We start from the raw sequence: 22,942 nt of genomic DNA, 5'->3' as shown, positions 1-22,942 counted from the left end.
GTTTCCTCATTCTACTGGAACGCGGTTTCGGCGAAACTTCTGAGCTTGCGCGAATGCAGCCGCTCCGACGGCATCTCGGCCAGCTTCTCGACCGCCATAAGTCCGATTTTCAGATGCTGCGCCACTTGCCGTTTATAGAACTCGGTCGCCATGCCGGGCAGCTTCAGCTCCCCGTGCAGCGGTTTGTCGGAAACGCAAAGCAGCGTGCCGTACGGCACCCGGAAGCGGAAGCCGTTCGCAGCAATCGTCGCCGACTCCATGTCGAGCGCGATCGCCCGCGACTGCGAAAGCCGGTGTACAGGACCGCGCTGGTCGCGCAGCTCCCAGTTGCGGTTGTCGATGGTGGCGACGGTGCCCGTGCGCATGATGCGTTTCAGGTCGTAGCCGGAAAGCCCCGTAACCTCGGCAACGGCCTCTTGCAGGGCCACCTGCACTTCCGCCAGCGCCGGCAGCGGCACCCAGACCGGCAGGTCGTCGTCGAGCACGTGGTCCTCGCGCACATAGGCATGCGCCAGCACGTAGTCACCGAGTTCCTGGCTGTTGCGCAGGCCCGCGCAGTGGCCGAGCATCAGCCAGGCGTGCGGGCGCAGCACGGCAATGTGGTCGGTAATCGTCTTGGCGTTGGAAGGCCCGACGCCGATATTGACCATGGTCACGCCGCCATGTCCGGGCTTTACCAGGTGGTAGGCAGGCATTTGCGGCAGGCGTGGCACCGGTGTTCCCTCGCTCGGAGCGTCGTTGCCTGCATATGTAACCACATTGCCGGGCTCCACAAACGCGGTGTACCCGCCGCCGCCTTCAGACATCAACTCGCGGGCCAGCGCGCAAAACTCGTCGATGTAGAACTGGTAATTGGTGAACAGCACGAAGTTCTGGAAGTGGAACGGGCTGGTAGCCGTGTAGTGCGCCAGCCGGTGCAGCGAATAGTCGATGCGTTGCGCGGTGAAGGGCGCCAGAGGGATCGGTTCTCCAGGAAGCGGCTCGAAGGTGCCGTTGGCAATCTGGTCGTCGGTGGCGGTGAGGTCGGGCACGTCGAACAGGTCGCGCAGCGGCCGGTTGATGCGCTCGGCCACCGCGGTATCCACATAGGCACCTTCGTGAAACGCGAAATGAAGCGGGATCGGGGTTTCGGATTCGGCGACCGTGACGGGAACGCCGTGGTTGCGCATCATCAGCCGCAGCTGCTCGGTAAGATAGTTGTCGAACAGGTCGGGCCGCGTCACCGTGGTCGAATAAAAGCCCGGCGACGTTACATGGCCATAAGGCAATCGCGAGTCGGCCTGTGTATAGCTGGCCACTGAGATGCTGATCTCGGGGTAGTGCGCGCGATAGCGCGTCGTCGGCGGTTCGTCCGCCGAGATTGAATTGAACGAGTCACGCAGGAAGGTGGTGTTGCGGTCGTAGAGTGCACGTAACGCAGCCACGGCCTCCGCAGCGTCTGTAAAGCTGCGCTGCCCATAGGGCTCGGGTGTAGCTACGGATTCGATGGGTTGTGGGTAGATTCGTTTGTCCATGTCCCAATATAGAGACTTTGCATGACGTTTGCGAGAATACCCGGCGTCGCATCTGGGGTTTGGTTTACAGTTTCAAGGTGATCGCCCGGTTTGTCTAAGCCAGCGCGGGTTTTCATGAGCGCTGCAGGCTGACCATGAGGACAAATCCCGCACCGCTCGACATCGACGGCGTTTCGCCGATGAACTGAGACGAGCCGGCGCGCACGCTCTGTACCGCGAGCATCGGCGCCGCAACGGCTGCTGCGATCATCAATGCGCGGAAGAAGGTGCCGAGGTGGCGGCGGTTTGATCTGGCGGTCATGTTCGTTGATCCCTTCACGGCGTTACTGGCGGACAGGCGGGCTGCAGCGCACGCCGTTTTCGAAGATGCAGGGAACAACCGTGCCGACCGTCCACGAGTGGGCCGGGCGGCTCGCTTCAACCGCGAGACCGGCAAAGCCGATTCCGAAGAGCGTTATGAGCAGGCACACAATGGTGAAACGGCGGATGAGCATCTGTTGTCCCTTCTGATGACGCGAAGATGCCAAACCGCTGCTGAACCACCTCTGAGAGCGCTGTTCAGCCAGCGTTCAGGGTCGTTAACGTCGTGTTGCGGGGACAATTGGCTGCGGCTGGCCCAACCGCCGGCCGTTGGCGCGTGCTGACGGATATGCTGATGTGCCCTCCTTGGAGGAGCATGCATATGCCAGCGCAGACGAAGCCGATTGAACTCTACTACTGGCCGACGCCGAACGGCTGGAAGATCAGCGTCATGCTGGAAGAACTGGGCGCACCATACGAGGTGAAGTTCGTCAATATCGGCCGCGGCGAGCAGTTCGAACCGTCATTCCTGCAGATTGCGCCAAACAACCGCATGCCAGCGATCATCGACCCCGAAGGACCGGATGGCGCGCCGATCTCGGTTTTTGAGTCCGGTGCGATCCTGCAATATCTCGGCCGCAAGTTCGGCCGCTTCTACCCGGCACACGAGCGCAGCCGCGTCGAGGTTGACCAATGGCTGATGTGGCAGATGGGCGGGCTCGGGCCGATGTGCGGCCAGGCGCATCATTTCAGGCAATATGCGCCGGAGCAGGTGCCGTACGCCATCGAGCGCTACACCAATGAGGTGAACAGGCTCTATGGCGTGATGAACAAGCGCCTTGCCGACCGCGACTTCCTCGCCGGCGACTATTCGATTGCCGATATCGCCTGTGTGGGGTGGGTGCGGCCCTACAAGAACCAGGGCCAGAATCTGGAGGACTTTCCGAACTTGAAGCGGTGGTTCGAAACGATCATGGCGCGGCCGGCGGTGGAGCGCGGCATGGCCGCCGGGCAGGAATACCGCCGCAACCTTGCCGACGACAAGGATGCCCAGAAGGTGCTGTTCGGCCAGAAAGCGCGGAGCTAGTTTCTTGGCAAGACAGCCGCACCGGTTCGAGGCCGGCGCGGCGTGTTTCTTTCGTCGTTACTGGCGTTTCAGGTTTTCGCTCTTGCAGACCAGGCCACCGAGCACGCAGCCTGCCAGCGACAGCGTATTGCCGCTCACGGTCGCCTTGCCGGAATAGGTCTTGCCTTCATCGAGCTTGTTGACCTTACCTTTGTAGCTGGTTCCGGAGCCGCTCATGCAGCCAATCGATTTGTTCTTGTATTCTCCGGTCAGAACCGTACCGCAATATTTGTCGCCGCCGGCTGACGCATAGCGGATCAGCGTACCATTAGGTCGCTTCCACGTGCCAACGATGGGCTCGGCCGCGATGGCGGTGGTTGTGAAGGCAATGCCGGCTGCGAGCGCCAGTGCCAGGCTACGGATCATGATGTCCTCCCATTAGCGAACGCCGCCATGCCGGCGCGTTTACGCATACGTAAAAGTAAAGCAAATCGATGCGTCGGAAAAGCCGCCCGGCAATCGAAATTTTCGCGCGGAAAATGAGCGAAACGGCGGCTCGGTTTTAGCCGTTTCGCGGACCTTGCTCCGATTCCTTGGTGAAGAATCCGTTGCCCGGCAGCCATCGCATTTTAGCGGTTTGTGCGATCAAACCGCAGAAAACCGGCCATCTCTATGATTAACGGAAATTCGGATTTACTGAAAATTTTATCTTTGTTTTCCTGTAGTTAAGCAACCCGCTTAACGGCGGATTCAAGCCTCCCCGGCAATCTGCGAACCATCGAAACGCAAGCGCAACAGGCGAAAACGCCGGGCGCTCTCAGGGGTAAGACAGGGGATTGAAAATGGCTCGTTACGAGATGATCGAAAGCGGAATGGGAAGTGCTGCCAAAGCCGACATCCTGTTCGAACTCGGCCTGATGTATGCCACAGGCCGTGATTGCGACACCGATGTCGTCGCCGCTCACAAGTGGTTCAACATCGCCGCGATCAAGGGCTCAGAGCGCGCTGCCGCGCTGCGCACCGAACTCGCCGCCGGCATGTCGAAGGTCGAAATTGCCCGCGCCCTGCGCGAAGCCCGCGAGTGGATGACCACCCATTAAGGTCATCCAGTCGCAGCTATTCGGTCTCAGCGAAGCGCACCAGCACCGTCCCGTCGCTCACCTGGGTCCCTTCGGGCACGATCTCGGCGATCTCGCCATCATGCGGCGCGCTGATTGTGTGTTCCATCTTCATCGCTTCGAGCACCAGCAGCGCCTGGCCTTTCGAGACGGTTTGACCGGTCTCGGCCCGCACCACCTTCACCAGACCCGGCATCGGCGCGCGAAGATTGTCGCCGCTGGCTGCGTCGTCCTCCGCCGCATCAAGCGGGTCGGGCGCGACAAAGCCGTGTGCCACAGCGCGTTCGAACACAGTCACATGCCCCGGCCATCTTGCATGCCGTAACCCGCTGGACGCGCCATGCCGCGGTTCGATCGTCTGCACCGAACCATCGATATCGATACTGAACCGGCCGCCGCTTTCGGCAGTCAGCGATGCGGAGATCGCCCGATCGCCGTGAGAAATCTCGACCCTCCGTGGTGTCGCACAGAAATGCGCGTAGCCGGAGAGCGTCGACCACGGCTCGTCCGTGCGAAGGTTTTCAGCGGCACCCGATGCTGCAAATGCGGCAAGTGCCACAACACGTGCCGAGGGTGCCGGCTGCGCGGTCAGTGCGTCCTGCTTGCGCGCGATCAGTCCGGTATCGACATCGCCGGCCGCAAAGTCCTCGTCGGCGGCGAGGGCGGCCAGAAAAGCTGTATTCACCGTCGAGCCCGCCACATTCGTCTGCGCAAGCGCTTCACCCAGAGCACTCAGCGCCGATGTGCGATCGGGCCCATGCGTCACCAGCTTCGCAATCATCGGGTCGTAAAAGGGTGAAATGGCGTCGCCCTGGCGCACGCCGGTTTCGACGCGGATTCCGGTTCCGGGTGCCGCCTGTGTCGGGAAAACAAGGTGATGCAGCGTCCCGGTCGCTGGCAGAAAGCCGCGTGTCGCATCTTCCGCATAAATACGCGCCTCGAAAGCGTGGCCGGCGAGCGTGATATCCTTTTGGGCGCGCGGCAGCTTCTCGCCCGAGGCTACGCGCAATTGCCACTCGACCAGATCGACGCCGGTCACCATCTCCGTCACCGGGTGTTCGACCTGCAGGCGTGTGTTCATTTCCATGAACCAGAAGCGGTCGGGCCTGAGCCCCTCGGATGCATCGACGATGAACTCGATCGTGCCTGCACCCGAATAGCTGATCGCCTTGGCCGCTTTCACCGCCGCCGAGGTCATCGCCTCGCGCATTTCCGCTGTCATGCCGGGCGCCGGGGCTTCCTCGATCACCTTCTGATGGCGGCGCTGCGCGGAGCAGTCGCGCTCGTAGAGGTGGACGGCATTGCCGTGATTGTCGCCGAACACCTGCACCTCGATGTGGCGCGGCTTTTCGACGAATTTTTCGACCAGCACCGCCTCATCGCCGAAGGCGGCCTTGGCCTCGCGTTTCGCGCTTGCCAGCGCGTCGGCAAAGTCGTCGGCATCGTCGACCCGGCGCATGCCCTTGCCGCCGCCGCCGGCCCGCGCCTTGATGAGCACGGGATAGCCGATCTCGCGCGCTTTGCCCGCCAGCACCACGATCTCCTGCGCTTCGCCGTGATAGCCGGGAACCACAGGCACTCCGGCTTTCTCCATCAGCCGCTTGGCCGCGTCCTTCAGGCCCATAGCGCGGATCGACTTGGCCGAGGGGCCAATGAAGGTCAGTCCGGCGTTCTCAACGGCCTCGACGAAGCCTGGGTTCTCAGACAGAAAACCGTATCCGGGGTGGATTGCCTGCGCGCCCGTTGCCTTCGCCGCTTCGATGATGCGTTCGCCGACCAGATAGCTTTCCGCAGCTGGGGCAGGGCCGATATGCACCGCCTCGTCCGCCATTTCGACATGCAGCGCGTTGCGATCGGCGTCGGAATAGACCGCTACGGTGGCGACACCCATGCGTCGGGCGGTGCGGATGACCCGGCAGGCGATCTCACCGCGGTTTGCGATCAGGATTCTGGAAAACATCGGCATCCTCGCAAGCTTTGTAACCTCGAATAGCCATGCAATGGCGGCCAAGTCCAGCGTTGTGTGGGTGCGGTGGCGGGCGGCTCAGGTCTGCGGCGGCAGCGGCCGCGTTGTCGCCCGCTCACGCCACACGATGTAGAGGCCCGACGCCATCGTGACGGCGATGCCGATGGCCGCAAGCCCGTTCGGCAAATCATGGAAAACCAGCCAGCCGATGAAGGTCGCAAAGGGGATTTCGAGATATTGCATTGGTGCCAAAGTCGCCGAGGGCGCAAAGCGCAGCGACCAGGTCATCAGGAGATGCGCGAATGTGCCCAGCGCGCCGATACCGACAAGCAGCCACAGATCGCGCGTTGTCGGCGTCACGAAGCTGAGCGGCTGGACATCGATGCCGCGGGTGAACAGGACGACCACACCGAGCACGGCAAGCGCCATCAGTCCGGCGACCGCCTGCAGCACCATCGGGTCGTTGTCGCGTGCAAGCTGCCGGCTCACCAGCATGTAGAGCGCGAAGACAACCGCCACGACGAGCGGAAGCAGGGCTGGCCAGCCGACTTCCGCAAAAGATGGCTGGATGACCAGCAGTGTGCCGCCGAAACCGACGACGCAGGCCATGATACGCCGCGCGCCCACCATTTCGCCAAGCACCAGCCGCCCAAGCAAAAGCATGATGAACGGCATCACGTAAGCGATCGCCACGGCATCGGCGAGTGGCAGAAACCGCAGCGCAGTAAAGAACACGCCGATGCCGATGATGTGCAGCAGCGTCCGTGCCGCCGTCAGCCAGAATACCCGCCGGGTCATGCGAAACGAGTGGCCGCCGAGCAGCGCCAGCGGCAGCAGGATCAGCGCCTGCGCGGCAAACCGCACCACCAGAAGCTGCAGCAGCGGTATCGTATCGCCCAGCACCTTGGCGATCGCATCGCCCAGAGGCGCGGCGGCACAGAACCCGATCATCAGCATGATGCCGAGGCTCGGGCGGTCCTGGCCGTCATTCTGCATGGAAATGGCGGGATTTATGGCGCGGTTCTGGGTCACTGCGCGACACTATTGAGCTGCGGCGTATCGCGCAATTGGGCCAGCGCAGCCCGCGTGCTGGGCAGCCGTCGCCTTTTCGCCAGGCCCGAATTGAGCCATGAATGTCTGGAATGCGAATGCCGAACCCGCCTGCCGCAAGGAAGCTCCATGCCCGACCGTTCGACGATATGCGCAGCCTTGTTGGCCGCCGCGATGATCGCCATGCCCGTTTGTGCGAGCGCCGGCTGGCAAGCCGCCGAGAAGGTCGAAACCTATGCGGTTCAGGGCGCGACCGGGCTGGAGCTCTACCGCTCGATTGGCCGCAACGGGCCAAAGCTCGGCCCGACCCGCGCCATCGCCTACACAACCTTCGACCTGAAATGGTCGCGCGACTATCGCGAAAGCGGAGGCGGTTGCCGACTGGCATCGGTGAAGCCCTGGCTCACCATTATCTACAAGCTGCCCAAGGCGCCGGCGAACCTGCCGGCCGAAACAGCGGCGCGCTGGCAGCGCTTCTTTGCCGGGATTCAGGCGCATGAGCGCGTGCACGGCGACATCATCATCGAGATGGTGAAGAAGATCGAAGCATTCTCGACTGGTCTTTCCGCAGACAACGACCCTGGCTGCAAGAAGGTGCGCGCCACGTTGCAGAAGCGGCTTGGCGAGCTTTCAAATGAGCAGCGTCAGAAAAGCCGCGACTTCGACCGCGCCGATCTCGGCCCGGGCGGCAACGTTCACAGGCTGGTGCTGGAACTGGTGAAGTGACAGCCTATTCGCTGGTCGCCCAGGTCACATCCTGGCCGTAGAGCGGCACCGTCGAAATCGCCATCTTGGCCGAGCCGTCCTGCACCTGGCGCGAATGCGACAGGTAGATCAGCGTGTCATTCTTCTCGTCATAGATGCGGTTCACGACCAGCCGCTTCCAGATCAGCGACAGCCCTTCCTTGAACACTTCCTCGCCATCCTTGCCCCGGTCGATATCGTGAATGACGATCGGCCCGGTCTGCCGGCAGGCAATGGACGAGTTGGACGGATCTTCGAACCAGTTGCCCTTTGACAGCCGGTCGATAAGCCCGCGCTCGAAATAGCTGACATGACACGTGACGCCTTCCACTTCCGGGTCGTGGATTGCCTCAACGACGATGTCGTTGCCGATCCAGTCGACACCAACCTCGCCAACCTGTTCGGCATTGGCCGGCGCGGACAGGGCGAGCGCGATTATCGTCGCTGCGGCGACGCGGGCGAGGGCGGTTTTCATGGGCGAGGGCTCCGGCTGTTCCTGTGGAGCCGTTCATTTAGGAACTGGCGCCCCCTAGCGAAAGGGCCGGCGCCGCCGTTACGGGCAATCGCTGTCGCGCACATAGCGCGCCTTCACGAAGCCCTTGGTGGTGCGGTCGCCATTGTAATGCGTGATCGGGCACCAGCGGCTGCCCCATGGCCGCGAGAGCGGCTCGCAGCGCGCATCGAGATGGATGATGCCGTGCTGGCCGGGCACCAGAATATCGACGATCGGCGAAGAGGCCGACGCCCGCTTCCTGACATTGAGCGCATCGTTGCTGGCGACATTGACCACAACCAGACAGCCGGGCCCGGAGGTGGCAAGCGCCGGCGCGGCGGGCGCCAGCAGGAACATGGCGGCAAGAGCCGATTTCAGGACATTCGACATGGCACTCTCCTCACTGAAAGAACAATGCACGGCAGCTGGCGGCGGGTTCGTCCGGACGCCGGGGCAGATGTTAACATGCCGGGGCGGCAGGAGAAGTTTTTATGAAGCGCTCCGCCGGAGCACCGTTGCGCTAGGCTTCGCTCGCTGCGAGTTCGGCTCCCGGCAGATAGAGCAGGATCGGCCGAACTTCGTAGACTGCGCTCGGGTTGGAGCGGCGCATTTCGCGCGCCGCCTCGAGTGCCGCGTCCATCGACGGGAAATCGACGACGTAAAAACCGAGCAGTTGCTCCTTGGTTTCGGCAAACGGCCCGTCGATCACCATGCCGCCGCCCGGCCCGCGCAGGGTCTTGGCGTCTTCGGTCGCACCCAGCCGCGCCGCCGGGCCGAAATGTTTCGCGGCCACCATGCGCTCATGCGTCGCCAGCAGCTCGTCCATCAGCGCCTTGTCCTCCTCCTCGCTCCAGGATTCGACAACGCCTTCGACATGATAGGCGAGGATGGCGTAATGCATGGGTTTCCCTTCTGACGGATGCGATCTCAATTGGTGTTCCGAGCGCGCCAATAGGCAACAAGTGCATTGGCATGTCCATGGCCCAGCCCGTGCCCAGACTTGAGCGCAGCAACCATCTCCATGTGTTTCATCGCACCCATGCCATCGAGCAGCGTCAGCCAATGGTCGATCGGCTGGCCGTACGTCTTCTCGATCGACGGAAAATAGGAAGCGGGGCCTTTCACTTTCGGCTCGGCGGGCATCACTTCACTCCTTAGCGGGGCAGACAGGTCTACCAAGGACGTTTGGGGAAGGCGGGTTCCGACATTGGAAGGTATCATTCTGAAATTTGCTTCAAATTCAATAGCTTAGTTCTTGAAACAGTTTTCCCGATGCCACCTTAGGAACTGAGGTGCTGGGCGCTGCGAGGTGCGGGGTGGCGCTAACGCGCGCCCGGTCCGATTGATCATCGCCCGCACGCTCTCTTCATCGTTTACCTGTCGCGAGACGAGGATCGCTAGATCGTCGTCCAAACTGATCAGTCCGCGATCGAACATCCAATGTGCGGTGCCCGACAGAGCGATGCCATTAGCCAGGATGTCCGGGCCATTTGCCTCGACCGGGCGAATGTGCGCGGCTTCGACTTCGGCGCGACCACGACCATTGATCAGCTTGAGGCCTGTCACCGCGCACCGCTGATCGTATGCCCCCAGCACAACGCGCCTGAAAACACGGTCGCGGAGGACGCGCGAGGTCAGTTGTTCAATGCGCACACGCTCTTGCTCGTAGGTGAATGGTTCCTGCTCGTCCTCGAAACCATTGACAATGGTTTCGCCGATGCGGGGCAGTACCTCGTCATGCTCATCCAACCCGAGAGTGACGATACGGGAGAAATCGGTCGGCGAGAGCGTGCGCACTGCCGATTGCGCACGGCCTGAAATTCGGCCCTCGTCGTTTAGGACACCACTTTCTGTCACGCCATCCGGACCGCTGAACGGGACAGGGTTAGCAAAGTCGAGATAGCTGTTGGGTTCGATGAGAGCTAGATACATGCCCGGCGAACCGGGGTCAGGGATGACTTGTTGGACCTTGGCGACGGCGAAGTAACCACGCGACTGGGGCACCTTGGTAGGTTCCAGATAGACGATCCAGTCGCCGGCACATGCCCCAACGCGACCCAGATATTGTCGTGGGAATTGATACCGCTCCGCCGGACTATCGTCGTAGATTGAATCCGCACGGTGCATGAAGACGCCGAAAGCCATGCCCTAATTTTCTCCCCAAGCTAGTTGAGGTTGCACCGGACCAAGTTGTCAACGCGCCCCAGTCACCCCTCCCTCAATATCTTCTCCATCTTCTTGCCTTTCGCCAGCTTGTCGAGGTGGCGGATTTCCTTCATCAGCGGGTCTTCGATCTCCTCGACGCGGACGCCGCAAATAACGCCGGTGATCTGTTCGCGGTTGGGGTTGAGGCGAGGGGCATCGGTGATGAAGTGCTCGATGTCGGTCTTGTCGTCCAGCACGGCCTCGAGGCCGGCGGCGTCGTAGCCCATCAGCCACGAGATGATCTGGTCGACCTCTTGCCTGCTGCGCCCCTTCTTCTCCGCCTTGGCGATGTAATGCGGATAGACGCTGGCGAAACTCATTCCGAAGATGCGGTGCTTGGGCATGACTGATCCAGTGTCTGTCATTGAAGTGGCCTGAGGCTACCAGCTCGCGGCAACGGCGGGAACGGTTGACATTAGCAAGTGTTCCTGTTTTGTTCTATTCATTGGGTGGAGGGCACCATGACGCATAGGCTCGTCAGGGCAGCAGCAGCAATTGTCAGTGGCTTGACGGCGGGTAGGTCTGCACAGTCCGGCGGCATTCAGGCTGGTGACGACCTGATGAGTTATCCCACTGGCGATGATCGTTTTGCCGAGGCGAGGCGGAAAGCACAGGCGACGTTGCCGCGCTTTCATGAGCTGGCGAGAGCCGGCCTGCACGGCGCCTATCTGGTCAAGATGCGCCTGGAGGGTGGCGGCGAGGTTGAACACATCTGGGTGGAAGTCACAGGCCTGAGAGGAGATCGTTTCCAGGGTCGGCTCACCAACGACCCTATCGTGCCCGGCTACAGCGCCGGCGATGCGGTCCAGTTGCATAGCCATGAAATCGAGGACTGGATGATCAACACAGGCGAGGTGCGTTACGGCGGTTACACGGTGCGCGCAATGCTCGACGACATGCAGCCGGAGCAGGCGGAGGAGCTCAGGAGCCAGCTTCGCGATTGAAGCAATGACGGGTGCCGCTGCACCAAACGGTCTTCACATCCTGAACACGCCGAACTTCGTCTCCTCGATCTCGGCGTTCAGCGCCGCGCTCAAGGATAGCGCCAGTACCTCGCGGGTCTTTGCCGGGTCGATAATGCCGTCGTCCCACAGCCGGGCGGAGGAATAGAGCGGGTGGCCCTCGCGTTCGTATTTTTCCAGGATCGGCTTTTTGAATTCGGCCTCTTCCTCGGCCGACCATGAGCCGCCCTTGCGCTCGATGCCCTCGCGCTTGACCAGCGACAAGACGGTGGCGGCCTGCTCGCCGCCCATCACGGAGATGCGCGCGTTTGGCCACATCCACAGGAAGCGGGGCGAATAGGCGCGCCCGCACATGCCGTAATTGCCGGCGCCGAACGAGCCGCCAATGATGACGGTGAGCTTCGGCACCTTTGCGGTGGCGACCGCCGTCACCAGCTTGGCGCCGTCCTTGGCGATGCCGCCGGCCTCGTATTTCCGGCCCACCATGAAGCCGGTGATGTTCTGCAGGAAGATCAGCGGGATTTTGCGCTGGCAGCACAGCTCGATGAAATGCGCGCCCTTCACCGCGCTTTCCGAAAAGAGCACGCCATTATTGGCGAGAATGCCGACAGGCATGCCGTGAATATGCGCGAAGCCGGTGACCAGCGTGGTGCCGTAATTCGCCTTGAACTCGTCGAGTTCCGAGCCGTCGACGATGCGGGCGATGATCTCGCGCACATCATAGGGCGTGCGGGTGTCGGCCGGCACTATGCCGTGGATCTCATGCGGTGGGTGAAGCGGCGGAATCACTTTGCGCGTTTCGAGCGATACCGGCTTGGTTCGATTCAGGTTTTTGACGATGCGCCGCGTGATGGCGAGCGCGTTGGCGTCGTCGTTTGCGTAGTGGTCGGCCACGCCGGAAAGCCGGGTGTGGACGTCGGCGCCGCCGAGGTCTTCGGCACTGACATCCTCGCCCGTCGCCGCCTTCACCAGCGGCGGCCCACCGAGGAAGATCGTCGCCTGGTTTTTCACCATGATGGACTCGTCGGCCATTGCCGGCACATAGGCGCCACCCGCCGTGCAGGAGCCCATCACGCAGGCGATCTGCGGAATGCCGGCGGCGCTCATCGTGGCCTGGTTGTAGAAGATGCGGCCGAAATGCTCGCGGTCGGGAAACACCTCGTCCTGGTTGGGCAGGTTGGCGCCGCCGCTGTCGACCAGATAGATACAGGGCAGGCGGTTTTGCAGCGCGATCTCCTGCGCGCGCAGATGCTTCTTCACCGTCACCGGGTAGTAGGTGCCACCCTTCACGGTGGCGTCGTTGACGACGATCATCACCTCGCGGCCTTCGACGCGCCCGACGCCGGCGATCATGCCGGCAGACGATATGTCCCCGCCATACATGTCCCAGGCGGCGAACTGGCCGACCTCCAGAAACGGCGAGCCGGCATCGAGCAGCTGCGCCAGGCGTTCGCGTGGCAGCAGCTTGCCGCGGCTGGTGTGGCGCTCGCGCGCCTCGTCGGAGCCGCCGCGCTGCGCGGTCTGCGCCTTGTCGGCGATCTCGGCGACCAAGGCGGCCATGCGCTTCGCATTGGCCTTGAACGCGTCGGAAGTGGCGTTGATTTCGGATTTGATGACGGTCATTTTCTGCTTCCAACGGCGCTGCGAACTGCGCAGAGCCTCCCATAGCGGTCTCTGTACCGCACCTCTAGATGATCACGGCAGCAAGCGGTGCCGCAAGTGTGAGTGGCGCCAAATCTGCCGCCCTATTCCTGCCACGGATCGTCATTATCGACCGCGACCCCGCCCGGCTTCCGTAACGGAAGCGGGGTTCTTTCAACCATGATTTTCGACCGCAAGGAGACCAGCATGCCGAACCAACCGAGACCGACACCATCCGTGCCGGCGCTCGAATTGCGTCCGGCTGTCTGCAACCCAAGGAGGTCGAACGATCATGGCCCGTTCCATGACCCAGCGCCGGCAGGAGGTCGAGCGCGAGCGTATTGCGGCTTATGACGCGGTTCTGAAGCGCGTCCGCCGCGCGCCGCGCAAAGCTCCGGATTTCCGGCAAGCGCTCGATGATGCAAGCCGCGGTTTCGCTAGTGAGGCGATCCGCGACAAGGCATCCTGGCGCCCGAAAATGAAGACGCGCAACGCGGCGCGGCTGCGGCTTGCCGCGGCCCGTCACCTTTTCGCGCGCTTTCCCGTATCGTCCGCGCTGGAAGCTGTCTGGCTCGGCGATGCTGGACTTGCACCCGACGAGGTGCGGCTGCGCAAGCGCTGGTACATCGTCGTTGCGCGCGGCGGCTCGCTCTACAAGGAGGGCGCAGGCGAGTGGCTGACCCGCAAGGAGGTCCACCGCTTGCTGAACCCGCCGGGCGAGCTCGGCTTCGATGCCGCGCTCTGGTGCGCGGTGGCGCAGACCTATACCGACGATGTCGGAGTGGCGCTGCGCATCGCCCGCTCGAAGATCCGCTACTACCCGCGTGCCCAGATCGCTTTCTGGCGCGAGGCGGCGCGGTTCTTCGCCGTGAATGCAGTCGCGCTCGAGGAGATCAACGATCTCTGCGATTTCCTCGCCGCGAAGCGCCGTGGCGACCGTGGCTGGTCGCTGAAGGGCCGCACGCTCGGTTCGCTGCGTCGTGCCATGCACGAGTGGCATCGCGATGCGGCAATCGTCGCCCGCATCGAGGCGGCGCGTCAGCGTGCAGCCGCCGCGGCAAACGGCAATCGCGGTCCCGTCTCCCAGGGCGGCAGCTGGAAGGGCTCGCCGCTTGCCAACTGGGAGTGGACGCCGTCGGCGAAGCGGGGTGGCAAGGCGCGCGAAAAATATGTCGTCGCGCAGCTGCTCAGCGCGGACAGCCTGGTCGTTGAAAGCCGGGCTATGCGCCACTGCGTCTGGACCTACGCGTCCAAGTGCATCGCCGGCAACGCGTCCGTGTGGTCGCTGCGTTATCACGCCGACGGTGGCATGACGCGGCTGCTGACGATCGAGCTCGATCGCAATGGGCGCGCGGTTCAGGTGCGCGGTTTCGCAAACCGCATTGCGAAGCCGGACGAGCGCAACGTACTCACTCGCTGGGCCAAGGCCCGCGGCGTGGCGATCGTCTGACATGGGCTCCCCGCGTTTCGGCGTGGGGAGCCTCACACCGCCTCCGCCATCATCTCGCGGCCGATCAGCCAGCGGCGGATTTCGGATGTGCCGGCGCCGATCTCGTAGAGCTTGGCGTCGCGCAACAGGCGGCCTGCAGGGAACTCATTGATATAGCCATTGCCGCCGAGAAGCTGGATCGCATCGAGTGCCATCTGGGTGGCGCGCTCGGCTGAATAGAGAATGCAGCCGGCGGCATCCTTGCGGGTCGTCTCGCCGCGATCGCAGGCGGCGGCAACGGCATAAACGTAGGAGCGGCAGGCATTTAGCGTCGTGTACATGTCGGCCATCTTGCCCTGCACGAGCTGAAATTCGCCGATCGCCTGGCCGAACTGGCGCCGCTGATGCACATAAGGCACCGCAACATCCAGGCAGGCGGCCATGATGCCGAGCGGGCCGGCGGACAGAACGACGCGCTCATAGTCGAGGCCTGACATCAGCACCTCCACGCCGCGCCCGTCCTCATGCAGCACGTTGTCGTAGGGAACTTCGACATCCTCGAATACGAGCTCGCCGGTGTCGGAGCCGCGCATGCCAAGCTTCTCCAGCTTCTGCGCGACCGAAAAACCCTTCATGTCGTTTTCGATGATGAAGGCGGTAATGCCGCGGCTCGAGCGGTCGGGGTCGGTCTTGGCATAGACGACCAGCGTGCTCGCGGTCGGGCCGTTGGTGATCCACATCTTGGTGCCGTTGAGCACATAGCAATCGTTGCGGCGCTCTGCCCGCAGCTTCATGGAAACGACGTCGGAGCCGGCCCCGGTTTCCGACATGGCTAGCGCACCGCCCTTGGCGCCAGAGCACAGGTCGGGCAGGTATTTTTCCTTCTGTTCCCTGGTGCCCCAGCGATTGATCTGGTTCACGCACAGATTGGAGTGCGCGCCGTAGGAAAGGCCGACAGCGGCACTTGCACGTGAAATCTCCTCCATCGCGACAACATGGGCGAGGTAGCCCATGCCCGAGCCGCCGAAATCGGGATCGGCGGTCACGCCAAGCAGCCCGAGCGCGCCGAGCTTTTCCCAGAGATCGGCTGGGAAGCTGTTGTCCTCGTCGATTTTGGCGGCGCGCGGCGCGATCTCGTCGGCCGCGAAACGGCGCACCATATCGCGCAGCGCGTCGATATCCTCGCCAAGCCCGAAATTAAGCGCGTTCAAGTACATGGGTTTTCTCCGAGTGCCGGGCAGCGCCCACTAGGCGCATCGTCATGGCAAGATAGGTTTCAGTCACTTCGTCTACCGACAGCCTTTCGTCGGGCCGAAACCAGACGATGACGCCGGTGATCATCTGGATGATCGCCATCGCGGTCATCGCGCTGTCTTCGATCAGGAACGAACCGTCTTCCGCGCCTTCGCGCAGGATGGTCCGCAGCTCTTTCTCGTAGCGGTTACGCAGCTTGAGAATGGTGCTCAGCCGCTCATGCGAGAGGCTGCGCAGCTCCATGTTGTTGACATGGGTGGAGTGCCGCCGCTCGACATGGAAGCGAATATGGTTGGCGACGAATGCCACGAGCCGGGCAGGGCAGTCGCGATGCTGCGGTCGCACAAGCTCCCAGCTGTCTATCAGCGCTTCCATATGTGCGATCATCAGATCGTACAGCAGGTCTTCCTTGGTCGGGAAGTAGCGGTAGAGCGCGGCGGCCTGCACGCCGACCTCGGCTGCGAGCTGGCGCATGGTCACGGCTTCATAACCGTGCCGCGCGATCAGATTGACCGCCGCGTCGCGGATCGCCGCTTCCGTCTTTTGCCCGTCTGAACCTGCAGTGCGCGCCATCGTTTTTCTCGCCTTAGGCATTAATAAAACAAGCGTTCATTTAATTCAAGAGATGGCGGCGGGTTCTCAACAGGAGTCAGTACCGGTTTTTCGAAATTAGTTGACTCAGTCCATTAAAATGACATTCTGCTGGCGGAGGAGCCCATGATGGCCGGACTGGAAGAAACCGTCAGTCGAGTCCGCGCTTTCAACCGCTTTTATACGCGCCGAATCGGGCTGTTGAATGAGACGCTGACCGGTAGCGAATTCACGCTGACCGAAACGCGCGTGCTGCTGGAACTGCGAATGCGGGAGCCACATGTTGCGGTCGATATCGCGCGCGATCTCGGTCTCGACCCGGCCTATCTGGCGCGCATTCTCAGAAAGTTTGCCCGGCTGGACCTGGTCGACGGCAGCCCCGACGCGGCGGACGGCCGGCGCCGGCTGTTGAGACTGACCGACAAGGGTCGTGAAACAATCGACCGGCTGCAGGCACTCACCGAGCGCGACCTGACCGCGATGCTGGCCTCCGCGGGAGACGGCCAAAGGGCTGCGCTCGGCAAGGCCATGGACGAGATCGAGAGCGCGCTCGGTGAGGGCGCGGCTTCGGACGCGCCGGTGCGCCTGCGCAGTCATCGGCCAGGCGACATCGGCTGGGTGATTTCGCGCCAGGCGCAGCTTTATGCCGACGAATATGACTGGGACATCAGCTTCGAAGGTCTGCTTGCCGAAATCTGCGCGGCGTTCCTGCGCGATTTTCAGCCGGGCAGGGAGTTCTGCTGGGTCGCCGAGCGCGCCGGCATGCGCCTCGGCGCCGTTTTCCTGGTCTCGCAGGACGACAAGACCGCCAAGCTGCGCATGCTGCATGTCGAACAGGCGGCGCGCGGCCAAGGCGTGGGCTCTCTGCTGGTCAACACCTGCATCGAACAGGCACGCGCCTGCGGTTATCGCAAGCTGGTGCTGTGGACGAACGACATTCTGACAAGCGCCCGCAAGATCTATCAGGCGGCAGGTTTCGAATTGGTGGAGGAGGAACACCACCATAGCTTCGGCAAGGATCTCGTCGGCCAGAACTGGGAGTTGGTTCTCTAGCGCTGTCCTTGTGTCGCGCTGCCTTGCCGGCTAGCGTATTTCAAGCGCTGTGCCTTCAGGCCAGCGCTTTTCGTTTTCAGATACGGACCGTGACCATGCATGAACCGAGCTTGAGCGCCGACTGCGGACAATGCGCGGCGCTCTGCTGTGCCTATCACGCGTTCGACAGCTCGGATCAGTTCGCGATCGACAAACCTGCCGGCGTTCCGTGCCCCAACCTGACGGGGCAGGGCCGCTGCAAGATCCACGCCTCGCTTGCCGAACATGGATTTCCGGGTTGTGTCAGCTACGATTGCATGGGCGCCGGCCAGCATGTCGTGCAGGGCGTGTTTGGCGGCCGTAGCTGGCAGACGGAGCCCGCTCTGATGGAACCGATGTTCGAGGCATTCCGGGTGATGCGGCGCGTACATGAAAATCTGCAGCTGCTGGACGCCGCCCGGCGGCTGCCGTTGTCGGAAGCTGAGGCTCGGCGCTGCGCCGAGCTGGAACTGGCGCACGCACCTGCACAGGGCTGGACGCCGGCTCGCCTGAAGGAGTTCGAAGCCGGCCCGGTTCCCGGTGCGTTTCGCGCGTTCCTGCACAGCCTGCGCTACAAGCTGGGCGGTACGGCTCGATCTGCCTGATCCCGATGATAACGCAACAACAGGGAGGAATGCGTGCAAACATCCATCATAGAACGGACAATGTTCAACATCGTGGCGGACGATGTCGGCAGCCTGCGTGATTTCTACACGCGGCTGCTGTCCTTCGAACCGACATTTGACAGCGACTGGTACGTCGTTCTGGCGCCCAAGGACGGACCGAACATGGAGCTGGGTATCATTGCCCGGTCCAGCGATATCACTCCGCAGGCCGCCGCAAGCCCGCCTGGCGGCGGTTATCTCACCTTCGTGGTGGAAAATGTCCTGCTTGCTTTCGAGCAGGCCAAGGCGATGGGCGCCGACATCATGGAGCCGCCGGCCGATATGGACTATGGCCAGCGCCGCATGCTCCTGCGCGATCCGGCCGGCACCGTCGTCGATATCTCCTCGCCAACCCCCGCGATGACCGCTTAGTTTCCACGCGCCTGTGCTACTGCGCCGGGCAGTTCAGCAGCGAAGATCGCCAGCTCCTCATCAGGCCCGGCGCTCACCCTTATGCAACGGTCGAGCCCCGGCGCCATCGGCTTGCGCACAAAGACGTCGCGGTCGAGCAGCGCATTCATCAGCTTCAGCGCGAATGCGCCGTCGCCGGCATCGAGCGCCACGAAATTGGTTGCCGAAGGCAGCGGCGTCAGTCCGTTTTCACGGCCGATGCGGCTGATCTCATCGCGTGCGCGGGCGACCTTGGCGCATGTCTCAACAAGATAGGCCTGGTCGGCGAGGGCCGCCCGGGCGGCGATCTGTGTCATCAGGCTCATGCCGTAGTGATTGCGCACCTTTTCGAATGCGGCGATCGTGTCCTCATGGCCGATCGCATAACCGCAGCGCATGCCGGCAAGCCCGTAAGCCTTTGAAAAAGTCCGCATTCTGAGAACATTCCTGCGTGACGGGTCGAGTGCCGGAATGGCGGAAGCCGGCGCGAATTCGCCATAGGCCTCGTCGAGAACGAACATGGTGCTAGTGGGTAGCGCCGCCGCGAAGCGCTCCAGCTCGTCCGCCTCCCACCAGCTTCCCATCGGATTGTCGGGGTTGGAGAGATAGACGATCGGCGCGTTCTCCTCGCGCACCGCGGCGAGCAGCCCGTCGAGGTCTTCGCGGTCGTCGCGGTATGGCACCGCGACTGCGCGCCCGCCAAATCCGGCGATATGGAAATTGAAGGTCGGGTACGCACCCTGCGAGGTCACCACCGGCTGGCCGGCTTCCATAAAGAGCCGCACTGTCAGGCCCAGCAGCCCGTCGATGCCTTCGCCGATGGTTATATTGCCTGCGGGCACGCCGAGATGCGCGCAAAGCGCCTGTTTCAGGTCGTGGCTTTCAGGATCGCAATATTTCCACATCTGCGGAGCTGCTTCAGCCATTGCCGCCACAACATTGGGCGAAGGGCCGAAGCTGTTTTCATTGGCGCCAAGCCGAGCACGGAAGACGTGTCCGCGGTTTCGCTCCTGGGTCTCGGGCCCGACGAAGGGCACCGTGGCCGGCAGGGACTGGGCGAGGCGGGTGAGTTTTGGTGAAGTTTCGGTCATCGTTTTCGGCTTCGTTTGAAGTAGCTAAAGGCGGCGCGCGATCTGGCTGAATACGGCAATGTCTCGCGCGTTGGCGTCGTCGTCGCTGGGCGCGCCGCGAGAAGCCGTCTTGGCAATGACGACACCGGTTTCCGGGTCGACCCAGATCCACTGACCGTGAATGCCGATGCCGCAGAAACTGTCATGGTCGTCGCCGGCCGAATACCAGCATGAGCGGTAGCGGCCGTTCTCGAACAGGTCGGCGAAATTGCCCGTTTTCCAGGCCGATATACTGCCGCCGCGGCGCATGTCGGCCACCCAGCCGGCCGGTACGACTTGCCGGCCGCTACGCGCCCGCCCTTCATCGAGCATCAACTGGCCGAAACTGGCGAGGTCGGAGACCGTCACGCAGATGCCGCCCGCCGCGCGAGCGGTGCCGACACCGTCGACGGTGACATAAGCTCCACCCGTGCCGCCCATCGGCCGCCAAAGCCGCTCCGCCAGATAGCGGTGGAACCGCACACCGGTGGCGCGCTCGATGACGATGCCCAGCATGTCGGTGTTGGGCGAGGCGTAATAAAAGCGTTTGCCGTGCTCATCGCCGGTCTTGCCGAGCGAACCGAGCACCGTTGCGAGCGATTCCGGTTCGGCGCCAGCGCGCTGCGGGTTCCACAACATCGCCCGGCGGTAACGGTCGAAGGCGCCGTCGGCGTCGAGATACTCCTCGTCGAAATCGATCGCGACCGTCATGTCGAGCAGATCGCGGACCCGCGCATCGGCATAACCGGAAGACGCCGGAAGGTCGACATATGCCGAAACCGGCTGATCCGGGTCGAGCAGGCCGTCGCCCGCGGCTATCCCGGCCAGCATGCCCGTCACCGATTTCGAGATCGAGAAGATAATGTGCGGTGCATTGAAATCGGCATGCGGGGCGGACCAGGCTGCGACCGGATTGCCGTTCTTGAGCGCCACAAGGCAGTCGGCCTCTGTCGCGGCGAAATACGCGCTGGCGCTTGTGCGCTGCCCGGTCGCGGGATCGTCGATCTCAATGCCGTCCGCCACCTCGGGTACTGCCTCGGTTTCGAGCGCCGGGTGGCTGACTACGGCGCTGGGTACGATCTCGCGGACATTGTGAAACGACCAGCGGCAATAAGGTGCGGTGCGCCAGTTGGCGAGCGTGATGTCGCTGCGGGAAAAACTGTCTGCCAAGTGCGGGCCTCCGTTGCCGGAGTGGATAGCCCGCACGCGTGATGGCCGCAATTGAGAAGATGTCGGTCGGGAAGACGTCAGCTGCGGTGTTCAAGCACAGCGACACATTTGTCGAGGTCGGTGGTGGCCAGGTGCGCGTAGCGCATGGTCATCTGCAGGGTCTGGTGGCCGAGCCACATCTGGACCCGCCTGATGTCGATGCCGCCCTGTACCAACCGCGACGCGCAAGTGTGTCTCAGCGCATGAGGGACGAGGTCCTTGTCGTTGACAAAGCCGGTCCCGGATTTGGCTTCGTTCCAGATGGCGCGGTAACGGTGTTGTGCGATATGGCGGAAGGGGCCGCGCTGATGTCGTCTCTGCTCGCAGATGACGCCGCAGGCGCGCGCCGTCAGCGGCACCGTCCGGCTGCGGCCGGATTTCGTGATCCAGAAGGTTACGCGACTATCCGCGACGTCGGACCATTTCAGGCCGATTGCCTCGCCGAGCCGGCATCCCGTGTCGACGAGAAAGACGCTGAGTGCGAGTGCCTCCCGCGACATCTCGCCGATGGCGGCGAACAGCCGGTCCTCTTCCTCGCGTGTCAGAATGCGCAGCCGACCCGCCCGCTCCTTCTGGCGGCGAAACTCCGGCAGGCTGTGAATGTCTCCCATCTTGAACGCCTTGCGAAGCAGCTTCTGCAACGCCGCCATCTTGCGGTTGATCGTTGCATTGCTGTTGCCACGTTCGCGGAGCTTTCCGATCACTTCATCCAGTGTTTCCTGGCTGAATGTGGAAAATTTTCTGCCGAGCAGGATTTCGTCTATTTCGCCGATGAAGGACGTGACGTTGTATTTGTGCGTCCCGTTCTCCCAAAGGATATCGCTGTATTTTTCAAACAGCAACCTAAGCGAGTTTTCTTTGACAAGATTGATGTGAGCATTGTTTGACCAGCTGTTTAAGCTGTACACGAATGTATTGTATTGGATGGCGCTCATTTTGCGACCAAATCCATTGCCAGCAAGTGCGCGGACTTGTTTATTTTTTGTATTAACATTTATTGAAGCCCGCTTTTTCAGCGTGTTCTTTGCTGCTGGCAGTGATGCGTGCGTTGAGCCCCTTGAAGCACGCTGGCCGTATTTGTCTTGTCCCGTCGTCCCCTTTTCGATTCCCCAGCAGTCGCGAACGTATGTTCGGTCGATAGGCGAGGGCGCTAACCCTCACCTGGTGAATGAAGCCGGCGGTTTCCCGCCGGCTTCGTATGTGGTGAGTTCCCGTTGTTTGGTCGCTTACGGGATTTCGCGATCGAAGCGGACGACTGCGTTCCAGAGGTTGGTGTCCGTAGCGTACGCCACTTCCGGACGGATGCGCAGTCCGTCGACCGGCCTGATATCCAGACCGCCGGAGAGCGTGAACGCGCCGTTGCCCGAGAACCACTGAGCAGACAGGGTGCCGGCAACCTTAGCCGTGAACTGCCCCTTCACATGGGCCAGTACCGACCACGGAGCAAGGACATTGGCGGCAGATGTAACGCCATAACTGCCACCGCCGGACGAGTACATCACGTGCAGGCCACCGGAGAACGAGCCGTTCGGCGCGTTGAAACGGAGTACACCCTTTGCGCCCCAGGTCCCGGCGCTTTCGTCGTAGCCGGCGATTACACCGATCGAACCCCAACCCTGGGCGAAATTTACGCCGCCTTCGATGTCCGGCACGAAGTCCTGGTCAGCATCTTGCACCAGTGCAAGGATGGCGGAGAAACCATTCGAGCCGCTAAAGGTGTAACTGATTTCATTGCGAGTGCTGACATTGTAGGTGCCGCCGAACACGTTGCCTGAACCGTAGCCCAGGAAACGGGAGTAGGCAGTGTCGGTTAGACCCATACGCAGTGTGCCCGAAGCCCCGATCACTTCAATGTAGCCTTGGTTGAGGTAGGCCCTGCCGAAGTAGCCCCCTGCGACCGCGTTGATGCCTAGGCCCAGGTTTGCACCGGCATTGATCCAACCGTAGTCGAAGTGGCCCTCGGCGTAGCCACGCAATGTGCCCCACTCGGTCTCGTTGCGTACGTCTACACTGAGCTGGAACCGGGAAAACCAGTTCATGTTGCTTGCATACGCCGCGCCGGTGCTGCCAAAGCGGGTCTCGAACCGGTAGTAGCCGCCGATGTGCATGCAGGTCTCGGTGCCCGGGATATAGAAGAATCCGGTGCCGTACACGTCGCAGATGCG

27 protein-coding genes are annotated in these 22,942 nt (G+C 62.4%); 8 read left to right on the top strand and 19 right to left on the bottom strand.

The annotated features are described in order from the left end of the window. Window positions 1-11: 11 nt before the first annotated feature. From EP165_RS18785 to EP165_RS20585, 3 genes are all read right to left on the bottom strand, one after another. On the bottom strand, window positions 12-1,514 hold the full coding sequence (locus EP165_RS18785; protein WP_127524393.1) for an AMP nucleosidase: 1,503 nt from the start codon (window positions 1,512-1,514) through the stop codon (window positions 12-14). A gap of 112 nt (window positions 1,515-1,626) precedes the next feature. Continuing rightward, on the bottom strand, window positions 1,627-1,815 hold the full coding sequence (locus tag EP165_RS18780) for a hypothetical protein (protein ID WP_127524392.1): 189 nt from the start codon (window positions 1,813-1,815) through the stop codon (window positions 1,627-1,629). 22 nt (window positions 1,816-1,837) lie between these two features. Further along, window positions 1,838-2,008, bottom strand: coding sequence for a hypothetical protein (locus EP165_RS20585; protein WP_206075948.1), 171 nt, complete (start codon window positions 2,006-2,008; stop codon window positions 1,838-1,840). A 188-nt stretch (window positions 2,009-2,196) separates the two neighbouring features. Here EP165_RS20585 and EP165_RS18775 point away from each other — a divergent pair, with 188 nt between their 5' ends. After that, window positions 2,197-2,901 (top strand): glutathione S-transferase family protein, encoded by a 705-nt coding sequence (locus EP165_RS18775; RefSeq protein WP_127524391.1) that lies wholly within the window; start codon window positions 2,197-2,199, stop codon window positions 2,899-2,901. Window positions 2,902-2,958: 57 nt separating this feature from the next. Here EP165_RS18775 and EP165_RS18770 read toward each other — a convergent pair whose 3' ends face one another. Then, on the bottom strand, window positions 2,959-3,306 hold the full coding sequence (locus EP165_RS18770) for a DUF2147 domain-containing protein (protein ID WP_127524390.1): 348 nt from the start codon (window positions 3,304-3,306) through the stop codon (window positions 2,959-2,961). A 416-nt stretch (window positions 3,307-3,722) separates the two neighbouring features. Between EP165_RS18770 and EP165_RS18765 the strand changes: the two genes are divergently transcribed. After that, window positions 3,723-3,980 (top strand): sel1 repeat family protein, encoded by a 258-nt coding sequence (locus tag EP165_RS18765; protein WP_127524389.1) that lies wholly within the window; start codon window positions 3,723-3,725, stop codon window positions 3,978-3,980. A 16-nt stretch (window positions 3,981-3,996) separates the two neighbouring features. Here the strand turns inward: EP165_RS18765 and EP165_RS18760 are convergent, their stop codons facing one another. Together EP165_RS18760 and EP165_RS18755 are read right to left on the bottom strand one after the other, a co-directional pair. Further along, window positions 3,997-5,958, bottom strand: coding sequence for an acetyl/propionyl/methylcrotonyl-CoA carboxylase subunit alpha (locus EP165_RS18760; RefSeq protein WP_127524388.1), 1,962 nt, complete (start codon window positions 5,956-5,958; stop codon window positions 3,997-3,999). Window positions 5,959-6,042: 84 nt separating this feature from the next. After that, complete coding sequence (locus tag EP165_RS18755; RefSeq protein WP_245440224.1) at window positions 6,043-6,996, bottom strand: DMT family transporter; 954 nt, start codon at window positions 6,994-6,996, stop codon at window positions 6,043-6,045. 147 nt (window positions 6,997-7,143) lie between these two features. On the opposite strand from EP165_RS18755, the gene EP165_RS18750 reads away from it, so the two are divergent. Next, complete coding sequence (locus EP165_RS18750) at window positions 7,144-7,740, top strand: DUF922 domain-containing Zn-dependent protease (RefSeq protein WP_127524387.1); 597 nt, start codon at window positions 7,144-7,146, stop codon at window positions 7,738-7,740. Between the two features lie 4 nt (window positions 7,741-7,744). On the opposite strand, the gene EP165_RS18745 is transcribed toward EP165_RS18750, so the two are convergent. The 6 genes from EP165_RS18745 to EP165_RS18720 all read right to left on the bottom strand — a co-directional run bounded on the left by EP165_RS18745 (window position 7,745) and on the right by EP165_RS18720 (window position 10,800). Continuing rightward, entirely contained in the window at window positions 7,745-8,233 is a 489-nt protein-coding gene (locus EP165_RS18745; protein ID WP_127524386.1) for a CreA family protein, read from the bottom strand. Window positions 8,234-8,311: 78 nt separating this feature from the next. Continuing rightward, the gene (locus EP165_RS18740) at window positions 8,312-8,641 is read right to left on the bottom strand and encodes an SH3 domain-containing protein (RefSeq protein ID WP_127524385.1); all 330 of its coding nucleotides are present in this window, start codon (window positions 8,639-8,641) and stop codon (window positions 8,312-8,314) included. A 130-nt stretch (window positions 8,642-8,771) separates the two neighbouring features. Beyond that, window positions 8,772-9,152 carry a YciI family protein gene (locus EP165_RS18735; protein WP_127524384.1) on the bottom strand — a complete coding sequence of 127 codons (381 nt, stop codon included), beginning with the start codon at window positions 9,150-9,152 and terminating at the stop codon, window positions 8,772-8,774. 26 nt (window positions 9,153-9,178) lie between these two features. Continuing rightward, a complete protein-coding gene (locus EP165_RS18730) occupies window positions 9,179-9,394 on the bottom strand; it encodes a DUF4287 domain-containing protein (RefSeq protein ID WP_127524383.1) in 216 nt (71 codons plus the stop codon). 105 nt (window positions 9,395-9,499) lie between these two features. Next, on the bottom strand, window positions 9,500-10,396 hold the full coding sequence (locus tag EP165_RS18725; RefSeq protein ID WP_127524382.1) for an HNH endonuclease: 897 nt from the start codon (window positions 10,394-10,396) through the stop codon (window positions 9,500-9,502). Between the two features lie 62 nt (window positions 10,397-10,458). Then, window positions 10,459-10,800, bottom strand: coding sequence for a DUF2200 domain-containing protein (locus EP165_RS18720; RefSeq protein WP_127524381.1), 342 nt, complete (start codon window positions 10,798-10,800; stop codon window positions 10,459-10,461). 216 nt (window positions 10,801-11,016) lie between these two features. On the opposite strand from EP165_RS18720, the gene EP165_RS18715 reads away from it, so the two are divergent. Further along, window positions 11,017-11,400: a DUF2314 domain-containing protein gene (locus EP165_RS18715; RefSeq protein ID WP_206075946.1), complete on the top strand. Its 384-nt coding sequence runs from the start codon at window positions 11,017-11,019 to the stop codon at window positions 11,398-11,400. Between the two features lie 33 nt (window positions 11,401-11,433). Here the strand turns inward: EP165_RS18715 and EP165_RS18710 are convergent, their stop codons facing one another. Continuing rightward, complete coding sequence (locus EP165_RS18710; protein WP_127524379.1) at window positions 11,434-13,041, bottom strand: carboxyl transferase domain-containing protein; 1,608 nt, start codon at window positions 13,039-13,041, stop codon at window positions 11,434-11,436. Between the two features lie 310 nt (window positions 13,042-13,351). Here EP165_RS18710 and EP165_RS18705 point away from each other — a divergent pair, with 310 nt between their 5' ends. After that, window positions 13,352-14,509 (top strand): PcfJ domain-containing protein, encoded by a 1,158-nt coding sequence (locus EP165_RS18705; RefSeq protein WP_127524378.1) that lies wholly within the window; start codon window positions 13,352-13,354, stop codon window positions 14,507-14,509. A gap of 32 nt (window positions 14,510-14,541) precedes the next feature. Here the strand turns inward: EP165_RS18705 and EP165_RS18700 are convergent, their stop codons facing one another. Together EP165_RS18700 and EP165_RS18695 are read right to left on the bottom strand one after the other, a co-directional pair. Then, complete coding sequence (locus EP165_RS18700; RefSeq protein WP_127524377.1) at window positions 14,542-15,705, bottom strand: isovaleryl-CoA dehydrogenase; 1,164 nt, start codon at window positions 15,703-15,705, stop codon at window positions 14,542-14,544. Then, a complete protein-coding gene (locus EP165_RS18695; RefSeq protein WP_127524376.1) occupies window positions 15,686-16,315 on the bottom strand; it encodes a TetR/AcrR family transcriptional regulator in 630 nt (209 codons plus the stop codon). Before EP165_RS18695 ends, EP165_RS18700 begins: the two co-directional genes overlap by 20 nt. Before the next feature lie 144 nt (window positions 16,316-16,459). Between EP165_RS18695 and EP165_RS18690 the strand changes: the two genes are divergently transcribed. From EP165_RS18690 to EP165_RS18680, 3 genes are all read left to right on the top strand, one after another. Next, the gene (locus tag EP165_RS18690) at window positions 16,460-17,386 is read left to right on the top strand and encodes a bifunctional helix-turn-helix transcriptional regulator/GNAT family N-acetyltransferase (protein WP_127524375.1); all 927 of its coding nucleotides are present in this window, start codon (window positions 16,460-16,462) and stop codon (window positions 17,384-17,386) included. A gap of 95 nt (window positions 17,387-17,481) precedes the next feature. Then, window positions 17,482-18,009, top strand: a complete 528-nt coding sequence (locus EP165_RS18685) for a hypothetical protein (RefSeq protein ID WP_127524374.1) — start codon at window positions 17,482-17,484, stop codon at window positions 18,007-18,009. Window positions 18,010-18,042: 33 nt separating this feature from the next. Continuing rightward, on the top strand, window positions 18,043-18,441 hold the full coding sequence (locus EP165_RS18680) for a VOC family protein (RefSeq protein WP_127524373.1): 399 nt from the start codon (window positions 18,043-18,045) through the stop codon (window positions 18,439-18,441). On the opposite strand, the gene EP165_RS18675 is transcribed toward EP165_RS18680, so the two are convergent. The 4 genes from EP165_RS18675 to EP165_RS18660 all read right to left on the bottom strand — a co-directional run. After that, window positions 18,438-19,550 (bottom strand): pyridoxal phosphate-dependent aminotransferase, encoded by a 1,113-nt coding sequence (locus EP165_RS18675; protein ID WP_127524372.1) that lies wholly within the window; start codon window positions 19,548-19,550, stop codon window positions 18,438-18,440. The two genes, EP165_RS18680 and EP165_RS18675, sit on opposite strands and share 4 nt — an antisense overlap. A 24-nt stretch (window positions 19,551-19,574) precedes the next feature. After that, complete coding sequence (locus EP165_RS18670; protein WP_164743097.1) at window positions 19,575-20,738, bottom strand: serine hydrolase domain-containing protein; 1,164 nt, start codon at window positions 20,736-20,738, stop codon at window positions 19,575-19,577. Between the two features lie 77 nt (window positions 20,739-20,815). After that, window positions 20,816-21,712 carry a tyrosine-type recombinase/integrase gene (locus EP165_RS18665; protein ID WP_127524370.1) on the bottom strand — a complete coding sequence of 299 codons (897 nt, stop codon included), beginning with the start codon at window positions 21,710-21,712 and terminating at the stop codon, window positions 20,816-20,818. 291 nt (window positions 21,713-22,003) lie between these two features. Beyond that, window positions 22,004-22,942 (bottom strand): porin (locus EP165_RS18660; RefSeq protein ID WP_164743096.1); only part of this gene is annotated, 939 nt, incomplete at its 5' end.

This window comes from Mesorhizobium sp. Z1-4, assembly GCF_004000235.1.
GTDB lineage: Bacteria > Pseudomonadota > Alphaproteobacteria > Rhizobiales > Rhizobiaceae > RCIO01.
This window is presented reverse-complemented; position numbering and strand designations above follow the sequence as displayed.

Coding starts and splice junctions, on each gene's coding strand:
- EP165_RS18785 (WP_127524393.1), bottom strand. CDS start 1,514: ATGGACAAACGAATCTACCCACAACCCATCGAATCCGTAGCTACACCC.
- EP165_RS18780 (WP_127524392.1), bottom strand. CDS start 1,815: ATGACCGCCAGATCAAACCGCCGCCACCTCGGCACCTTCTTCCGCGCA.
- EP165_RS20585 (WP_206075948.1), bottom strand. CDS start 2,008: ATGCTCATCCGCCGTTTCACCATTGTGTGCCTGCTCATAACGCTCTTC.
- EP165_RS18775 (WP_127524391.1), top strand. CDS start 2,197: ATGCCAGCGCAGACGAAGCCGATTGAACTCTACTACTGGCCGACGCCG.
- EP165_RS18770 (WP_127524390.1), bottom strand. CDS start 3,306: ATGATCCGTAGCCTGGCACTGGCGCTCGCAGCCGGCATTGCCTTCACA.
- EP165_RS18765 (WP_127524389.1), top strand. CDS start 3,723: ATGGCTCGTTACGAGATGATCGAAAGCGGAATGGGAAGTGCTGCCAAA.
- EP165_RS18760 (WP_127524388.1), bottom strand. CDS start 5,958: ATGTTTTCCAGAATCCTGATCGCAAACCGCGGTGAGATCGCCTGCCGG.
- EP165_RS18750 (WP_127524387.1), top strand. CDS start 7,144: ATGCCCGACCGTTCGACGATATGCGCAGCCTTGTTGGCCGCCGCGATG.
- EP165_RS18745 (WP_127524386.1), bottom strand. CDS start 8,233: ATGAAAACCGCCCTCGCCCGCGTCGCCGCAGCGACGATAATCGCGCTC.
- EP165_RS18740 (WP_127524385.1), bottom strand. CDS start 8,641: ATGTCGAATGTCCTGAAATCGGCTCTTGCCGCCATGTTCCTGCTGGCG.
- EP165_RS18735 (WP_127524384.1), bottom strand. CDS start 9,152: ATGCATTACGCCATCCTCGCCTATCATGTCGAAGGCGTTGTCGAATCC.
- EP165_RS18730 (WP_127524383.1), bottom strand. CDS start 9,394: ATGCCCGCCGAGCCGAAAGTGAAAGGCCCCGCTTCCTATTTTCCGTCG.
- EP165_RS18725 (WP_127524382.1), bottom strand. CDS start 10,396: ATGGCTTTCGGCGTCTTCATGCACCGTGCGGATTCAATCTACGACGAT.
- EP165_RS18720 (WP_127524381.1), bottom strand. CDS start 10,800: ATGCCCAAGCACCGCATCTTCGGAATGAGTTTCGCCAGCGTCTATCCG.
- EP165_RS18715 (WP_206075946.1), top strand. CDS start 11,017: ATGAGTTATCCCACTGGCGATGATCGTTTTGCCGAGGCGAGGCGGAAA.
- EP165_RS18710 (WP_127524379.1), bottom strand. CDS start 13,041: ATGACCGTCATCAAATCCGAAATCAACGCCACTTCCGACGCGTTCAAG.
- EP165_RS18705 (WP_127524378.1), top strand. CDS start 13,352: ATGGCCCGTTCCATGACCCAGCGCCGGCAGGAGGTCGAGCGCGAGCGT.
- EP165_RS18700 (WP_127524377.1), bottom strand. CDS start 15,705: ATGTACTTGAACGCGCTTAATTTCGGGCTTGGCGAGGATATCGACGCG.
- EP165_RS18695 (WP_127524376.1), bottom strand. CDS start 16,315: ATGGCGCGCACTGCAGGTTCAGACGGGCAAAAGACGGAAGCGGCGATC.
- EP165_RS18690 (WP_127524375.1), top strand. CDS start 16,460: ATGATGGCCGGACTGGAAGAAACCGTCAGTCGAGTCCGCGCTTTCAAC.
- EP165_RS18685 (WP_127524374.1), top strand. CDS start 17,482: ATGCATGAACCGAGCTTGAGCGCCGACTGCGGACAATGCGCGGCGCTC.
- EP165_RS18675 (WP_127524372.1), bottom strand. CDS start 19,550: ATGACCGAAACTTCACCAAAACTCACCCGCCTCGCCCAGTCCCTGCCG.
- EP165_RS18665 (WP_127524370.1), bottom strand. CDS start 21,712: ATGAGCGCCATCCAATACAATACATTCGTGTACAGCTTAAACAGCTGG.